The organism is Pseudoalteromonas sp. SG41-5 (assembly GCF_014164495.1).
GTDB lineage: Bacteria > Pseudomonadota > Gammaproteobacteria > Enterobacterales > Alteromonadaceae > Pseudoalteromonas > Pseudoalteromonas rhizosphaerae.
This window is the reverse complement of the sequence record NZ_JACJFH010000023.1, coordinates 47,565-54,857: the sequence shown is the minus strand read 5'-3', so window position 1 is coordinate 54,857 and position 7,293 is coordinate 47,565. Positions and strand designations below refer to the sequence as shown.

4 protein-coding genes are annotated in these 7,293 nt (G+C 41.2%); 2 read left to right on the top strand and 2 right to left on the bottom strand.

Annotated features, from left to right (window positions below; genetic code table 11):
- Nucleotides 1-383, top strand: a 383-nt coding sequence (locus tag H5232_RS08425; protein ID WP_182830772.1) for a YebC/PmpR family DNA-binding transcriptional regulator, incomplete at its 5' end; no start/stop codon positions are given.
- 205 nt (nt 384-588) lie between these two features.
- Here the strand turns inward: H5232_RS08425 and H5232_RS08420 are convergent.
- The gene (locus H5232_RS08420; protein WP_182830771.1) at nt 589-2,766 is read right to left on the bottom strand and encodes a malate synthase G; all 2,178 of its coding nucleotides are present in this window, start codon (nt 2,764-2,766) and stop codon (nt 589-591) included.
- Between the two features lie 256 nt (nt 2,767-3,022).
- On the opposite strand from H5232_RS08420, the gene H5232_RS08415 reads away from it, so the two are divergent.
- Nucleotides 3,023-4,624 (top strand): isocitrate lyase, encoded by a 1,602-nt coding sequence (locus H5232_RS08415; RefSeq protein ID WP_145238853.1) that lies wholly within the window; start codon nt 3,023-3,025, stop codon nt 4,622-4,624.
- A 627-nt stretch (nt 4,625-5,251) separates the two neighbouring features.
- Here H5232_RS08415 and H5232_RS08410 read toward each other — a convergent pair.
- Nucleotides 5,252-7,276: a S9 family peptidase gene (locus H5232_RS08410; RefSeq protein WP_182761153.1), complete on the bottom strand. Its 2,025-nt coding sequence runs from the start codon at nt 7,274-7,276 to the stop codon at nt 5,252-5,254.
- Nucleotides 7,277-7,293 lie beyond the last annotated feature (17 nt).

The window sequence follows — 7,293 nt, the reverse complement described above, 5'->3', positions numbered from 1 at the left end:
CTAAAACCGACTCAAAAATAGGTACGCCAGGCTGTGTAGCACATATGTTTGATCATTTAGCTGTACTTGGTTTTAGTGGTGACGATGATGAAGTGGTACTTGAAGCTTTAATGATGGCTGATGTTGATGTAACCGATGTAGAAGTTGAAGATGGCAAAGTATCGGTTTTTGCTCCACATACCGAATATTACAAAGCAAAAACAGCATTAGAAGAGGCGTTTGCAGGTATTATTTTTGAAGTTGACGAAATCACCTTCGTGCCACAAGTGCATATAGAAATTACTGATGCCGATGTTATCGCTAATTTTGATAAATTTATTGCAATGTTGGAAGATTGTGACGACGTACAAAACGTTTATCATAACGCCACGGTAGTGAATTAGGCTGAAGTTATAAATTTAGCCAGTAGTAACACTAGTTTCGAGAAGATACAAAAGCGCATTTCATTGCTGGAATGTGCTTTTTTGTTGTTGATGGCTTATTTTTCTGAATGCTGATTATTCAGCAAAGTTATGGTTAAAGGATAATTTAAGCAAAAAAAACCAGCCCGAGGGCTGGCAATATGACACTAACAAACTCGAAGGGGAGTTATTGTTGCGCTTTATATTTTATACGAAACGCATGCAACAATGGTTCAGTATAACCACTGGGTTGTTTAACTCCTTCTAATACAAGGGCTAATGCCGCTTGATATGCAATACTTTGTGCTAAGCTTTGCACTGAATCAGCCATATTAACATAAGCCGGATCCCCTTCATTTTGGCTATCCACTACTTTTGCCATTTTCGCCATAGTAGTTTCTATTTGTGCTTGCGTGCATACCCCATGCTGCAACCAGTTAGCCATATGTTGGCTTGAAATACGCAGTGTAGCCCTATCTTCCATTAATCCTATATGGTTAATGTCAGGCACTTTAGAACAGCCTACACCTTGATCAATCCAACGTACTACATAACCTAAAATACCTTGAGCATTGTTATCCAGCTCTGCCTGAATATCTTCTTTGCTCAAACTATTAGGATCAACCATCAAAGGCGGAGTTAATAGTTCTGTTAAACTAGCTTGTTGACGCTGGGCAATCGCTTTTTGACAGGCAAACACATCAACGTCATGATAGTGCATAGCATGTAAGGTGGCTGCAGTAGGGGAGGGCACCCAGGCTGTATTAGCGCCTGCTTGCGGATGGGCAATTTTTTGCTCCATCATCAACGCCATTTTATCGGGCATTGGCCACATACCTTTGCCTATTTGTGCGCGACCACTTAACCCGGTTTGCAAACCGATATCGACATTTCTGTCTTCATAAGCATTGATCCAAGTTTGTTGTTTAATGGCTGCTTTTGGTAATACTACACCTGCTTGCATTGAGGTATGAATTTCATCACCTGTACGGTCTAAAAAGCCAGTATTGATAAATACCACACGTTGTTTAGCAGCATTAATACAGGCTTTTAAGTTCCCCGATGTACGGCGCTCTTCATCCATAATGCCCATTTTGATGGTGTTTTTGGGTAACTGTAAAAGCTGTTCAATACGACTAAATAATGTATTGGTAAAAGCAACTTCTTCAGGACCATGCATTTTCGGTTTGACGATATTGATACTGGCTGCAGTTGAATTTTTTACCGGGCTATTGCCATTTAAGTCATGCAGTGCGGCAGTGACCGTGATCATTGCATCCATGATACCTTCAAATACGTCGCGGCCTTGGCTATCTTGAATCGCAGGGTTTGTCATTAAATGGCCAACATTACGCACAAACATCATACTACGCCCTTTTAGACTTAGCGGTTTGCCATCAATACCTGAATAACTGCGGTCTTTAGCGAGTATACGCTCAATCGTTTTGCCATCTTTTGTGAATGACTCAGCGAGAGTGCCTTTCATTAAGCCTAACCAATTTTGATAAACTTGCACTTTATCTTCGCCGTCAACGGCGGCAACGGAGTCTTCACAATCCATAATGGTGGTAAGTGCAGCTTCGAGGAGGACGTCTTTTAAGCCCGCTTTGTCGGCGGCACCAATGCTATGATTATGATCTATTTGTAGCTCTATATGGAGGCCATGACTGAGTAATAAAATTGCCCTGGGGTTTTGTGCTTCACCTTGAAAACCAACAAGTTGCGCTGATTGTTTTAAGCCTGTTTGTGAGCTATCACGTAAGGTGATGATGAGCTGGCCATTAACTACCGAATAATTAGTACTTTCAATATGAGAGCCATTTTCAAGTGGTAACGCTTTATCTAAAAACTGCCTTGCGTAGGCCATTACTTTAAAACCGCGAACAGGATTATAGTTGCTGCCTTTTTCAGCGCCATCTTCTTCGCTAAGTACATCAGTGCCGTATAAGGCATCGTATAACGACCCCCAGCGTGCGTTAGCGGCATTAAGTGCAAAGCGTGCATTACTTACTGGCACAACCAGCTGAGGGCCAGCTGTGCGGGCTATTTCAGGCTCAACATTTTCTGTCTCAATGCAAAAATTATCGGGCTCAGGGACTAAATAACCAATGTCAGTTAAAAACTGTTGGTATTGCGCTGCATCCCAGTGTTTATTTGCTAGGTGATAGCTATCAATTTGGTGTTGTAGGTCTTCACGCTTGACTAATAATGCACGGTTAAGCGGACTAAGGTCATCAATAATTTCAGCAAATCCTTGCCAAAAGTGTTGTTCGCTAATACCTGTACCGGGTAGCAGTTGCTGGTTAACAAAATCGGCTAATTGGTTATCTACGGTTAATCCAAATTGGCTGTGAGAGAGTGTCATAATCGATATCCTTTTAAACGGTCACGGTGCAATTGACTGCATGTAAGCAATCTTTTGTTAACCATAACCTAAAAATACGCAATAGGTGTTCTTTTAGCCATTCACTAAATATATAGCCAGCATAACAACTATAAATTTACTAAATCCAATAAATCGGCCTAATGTTGATTTAAGCGCTACAGAGCATTAACTCTTAGCCTCTCACACAACCATATAAATAAAATTTAGTTTTAACCCGTTCAGAGGATTTTTTATTATGACTACTTATCAACGTGAAACCGATACTTTAGCTACACTTTGTCAAGCACAAGGTAAAACATGGCAAGCAATTAATCCTGAATACGCAAGTCGTATGCGTTTGCAAAATCGTTTTCGTACGGGATTAGACATCGCCCAGTTTACAGCTGACATAATGCGTGAAGACATGGCTGCATATGATGCTGATACCAGCCAATACACACAATCGCTTGGTTGCTGGCATGGTTTTACTGCCCAACAAATGATGATGGCGATTAAACGTCACCAAAAAACCACTAAGCGTAGCTACGTATACCTAAGCGGTTGGATGGTTGCTGCGCTGCGCTCTGAGTTCGGCCCACTGCCGGATCAAAGTATGCACGAAAAAACCTCAGTACCGGCGTTGATTGAAGAAATTTATACTTTCCTAAAACAAGCCGATGCTCGTGAACTTGACCATTTATTTAAAGACTTAGATAACGCCAAAGCAACTGGTGGTGATGTACAAGCGGTACTTGATAAAATAGATAACTTTGAAAGTCATGTGGTGCCGATCATCGCAGATATTGATGCTGGTTTTGGTAATGAAGAAGCAACCTACCTACTCGCTAAAAAAATGATTGAAGCGGGGGCATGTGCTATCCAAATCGAAAACCAAGTTTCAGACGCGAAACAATGTGGTCACCAAGCAGGTAAAGTAACTGTGCCACACGAAGACTTTTTAGCAAAAATTAACGCCGTGCGTTATGCCTTTTTAGAACTGGGTATTGATAACGGTATTATTGTCGCACGTACTGACTCACTTGGTGCCAGCTTGACCCAAAAAGTGCCGGTATCACAAACACCTGGCGACCTTGCTAGTCAGTACAATGCGTTTTTAGAAACCACGCCAATTAACGGTGTTGAAGATTTAAATGAAGGTGATACGGCAATGAAGCTGAACGGCCAACTATGTAAGCCGACTCGCCTTGATAATGGTTTATACCAATTTCGCGAAGGCACAGAAAAAGACCGTGTTGTACTAGATTGTATTACCAGCTTGCAGTCGGGTGCTGATTTACTGTGGATTGAAACTGAAAAACCACATGTAAAACAAATTGCTGAACTGGTTAATCGGGTTAAAGAGCAAGTTCCTGACGCTAAACTGGTTTATAACAATTCACCTTCTTTCAACTGGACATTGAAATTCCGCGAGCAAGTTTATCAACAGTGGTTAGACGAAGGCAAAGACTTATCTGCTTATCCAAGTATTGATGATAATAAGGCGCTAATGGCACCAGAGATGGATGCAACTGAACTTGCAGTCGCAGCAGATGAGTTAGTACAAAACTTCCAACGCGATGGCGCGCGCGAAGCTGGTATTTTCCACCACTTAATTACGCTACCGACCTATCACACGGCTGCATTGAGCACTGATATTCTGTCAGAAGGCTACTTTGGTGACTTAGGTATGCTGGCTTATGTACGTGATGTGCAGCGTCAAGAAATTCGCCGCGAACAAGCATCCGTTAAGCATCAAGACTTAGCAGGTTCTAACATGGGAGATACCCATAAAGAGTACTTCTCAGGTGAAAATGCGCTTAAAGCTGGCGGTGAAGCAAACACTATGAACCAGTTCTAACATAACAGTCCAACTCAACAATGTTACAAAGGGCCGCAAGGCCCTTTTTTTGATGCTAGCAATTACACAGGATATACAGCTTTACACCTGCTAACTTTACCGCTCAGATCAGATTTTAACTAAGGCTTGGATCAGTATTTAACTAGCATCAGATTTACTTTCAATTTTTGGATCAGATTTTTATCAAGTAAATTTTTTTGCGGTATTTCTTATCAATTTAGCGATTTAATCAGCTTTTAGCTCTTTGGAAAGGGGGGATTTTGATAAAAATGGCCGTTATTAGCCATTAATCAGAAAATATAAACCGATTTTTTACCAACTCTAACCGACTACAAACCACTTTTTTACCAACTTAAACGCCATAAACAGTGACTCAAACCGATTTTTTACTAACTCAATGACCAAAAAATGTCATAAACCGAAATTTTACTAACTCGATTTTTTACAAAGTCCGATATTTGTGTAAACTTTAGAATATGTGAATGAGCACTCACTTTTTGTAAAGGGGGTTTACAGGGGATTTGACTAGTGACAAATTAGCGAGAGTAAAAGTTGCTAAGGACCAAGCTACGGTTTCTAGCTTCACACTTGCAACTTGTTAACTTTACTCTCGCCGCTAACTAATTTCTATTTACTATGTTTATCAAACCACCATTGAATATAAGCGACTTTAGCCATCAAGTTTGACGGCCGTTTTGTTATGCCATGTGATGCATCAGGAATACGTACCATTGCTGTATCAACTCCTTGTAGCTTTAATGCTTGATAAAATTGCTCGGTCTCAGAAATAGGAGTGCGGTAATCCGCTTCACCAGTGAGTAGCATGGTTGGTGTTTTAACATTACCAACATAGCTAATTGGCGAGCGCTTCATATAATGCTCAATATGATCCCATGGCTTACCTGGGAACCAGTAATCGGCAAAGAATGGGTAGAAGTCAGCAGTTAGTACAAAGCTGATCCAATTGATCACCGGCTTGGCAACAACAGCGGCGGCAAATCTGTCGGTATGGCCTACAATCCACGCCGTAAGTACACCGCCACCTGAGCCACCGGTTACAAACAGTTTTGACTGATCAATAAAACCTTTGCCAATAAGCGCATCAACGCCAGTCATTAAGTCATCAAAATCGTTACTAGGATAATTGTGATGAATAGTTTGCGCGAACTCCTTCCCGTATGAATCACTACCACGCGGGTTCATATATAAAACCACATTACCTTTAGCGGCAAATAATTGTATTTCAGCGCTAAAGTGTGGACCGTAGTTAGCGACAGGGCCGCCGTGTATTTCTAAAATAAGGGGATATTTTTTATTACTATCAAACCCAGGAGGGTAGGCGACCCAACCTTGAATTGATAAGTCGTCATAACTTGATTTCAGCCAAATTTCTTCTACTTTTGCCAGCTGTTTATTACCAAGCGCGTCGTCATTTAATTTTGTTAAACGTTGTGTTTTACCATTTTTAACTATTGCTATATCAGCAGGACGTTGGGTATCAGCAAGCGTGATTGCCACATTACCATCGTCGCTTATATCAAAGTCACCACCAGAATAAGGGCGACCGAATGAAACACTCCCTATTTTTTGTGTGATCACTTTTCGTTTGCCGCTACGTGGTTGATAAGCGAGTGCGGTTTGGCCTTCACTGGCGTAACTAAAATAAAGCCCTTTAGAGTTATCAGCCCATTTAATTTGCTCGACACTGCGGTCAAAATCAGCGGTTAAACTTGTGGTATCACCCGATTTTAAATCGCGAATATATAGCTGGGTATTTTCATAATTGGTACGTTTATCATCATAACCGGTATAGGCAAGATAACGCCCATCTGGTGATATTTGCGGTTGCTGATCAGGACCTTCTCGGTCGGTAAGCGCTGTTATTTTTAGATCATTTAATGTCAGCTGATATATTTCAGAATTTGTTGGTTTGAGTTTAAAGTCAGCATGGCGATTAGCCGAAAAATAAAGGCTGTTACCATCTTCAGAAAAGCTAACTGGCCCGCCATGATCAAAGTCGCCAGAGGTTAACTGACGGGCATTACCGCCATTGGCATCAATAGTAAACAAATGACGAAAACCAGGCTTGGTATAACCGCCGCCATCGGCACGATAATATACGTCATCAATAAATTTAGCAGGCTCTGCCCAGCTGGCACCTTCAGGCTTGCCTGGTAAGTTAATAGGAGAACTAACTTTACTCGGTACAAATTGGCTAAACAGTAATTGCCGACCATTAGGTGACCACTGCAAACTTGCAGGGCTTTGAGTAAGATTACTAATTTTTGCAACAGCGCCTGTTTTTAGCCATTTTACATAAATTTGGCTACTGCCATCACGAGTTGAAATAAACGCTAAACGTGATTGGTCTGCCGACAAGACAGGGGAGTAATCCATATGTACACCCGATGTAAGCGGTTGTAATTGCTTTGAACTACTGTCGACAGACCAAATATTACTAACTTTACTATCTGATTTAATGTCCATCCGATTTCGAACAAAGTAGACGGTTTTACCGTCGTTAGTCATTTCAATTTGATTGGCATATTCAAGGTCGAATACATTTTCTAGTTGAAAAGTTTGCAGGTTATCATTGGCTAATACTGAAAAACACAGCGAGGTTAGGAGGGCTGCGGGGGCAATCAATTTCATTTTAATTCCTTGTTATT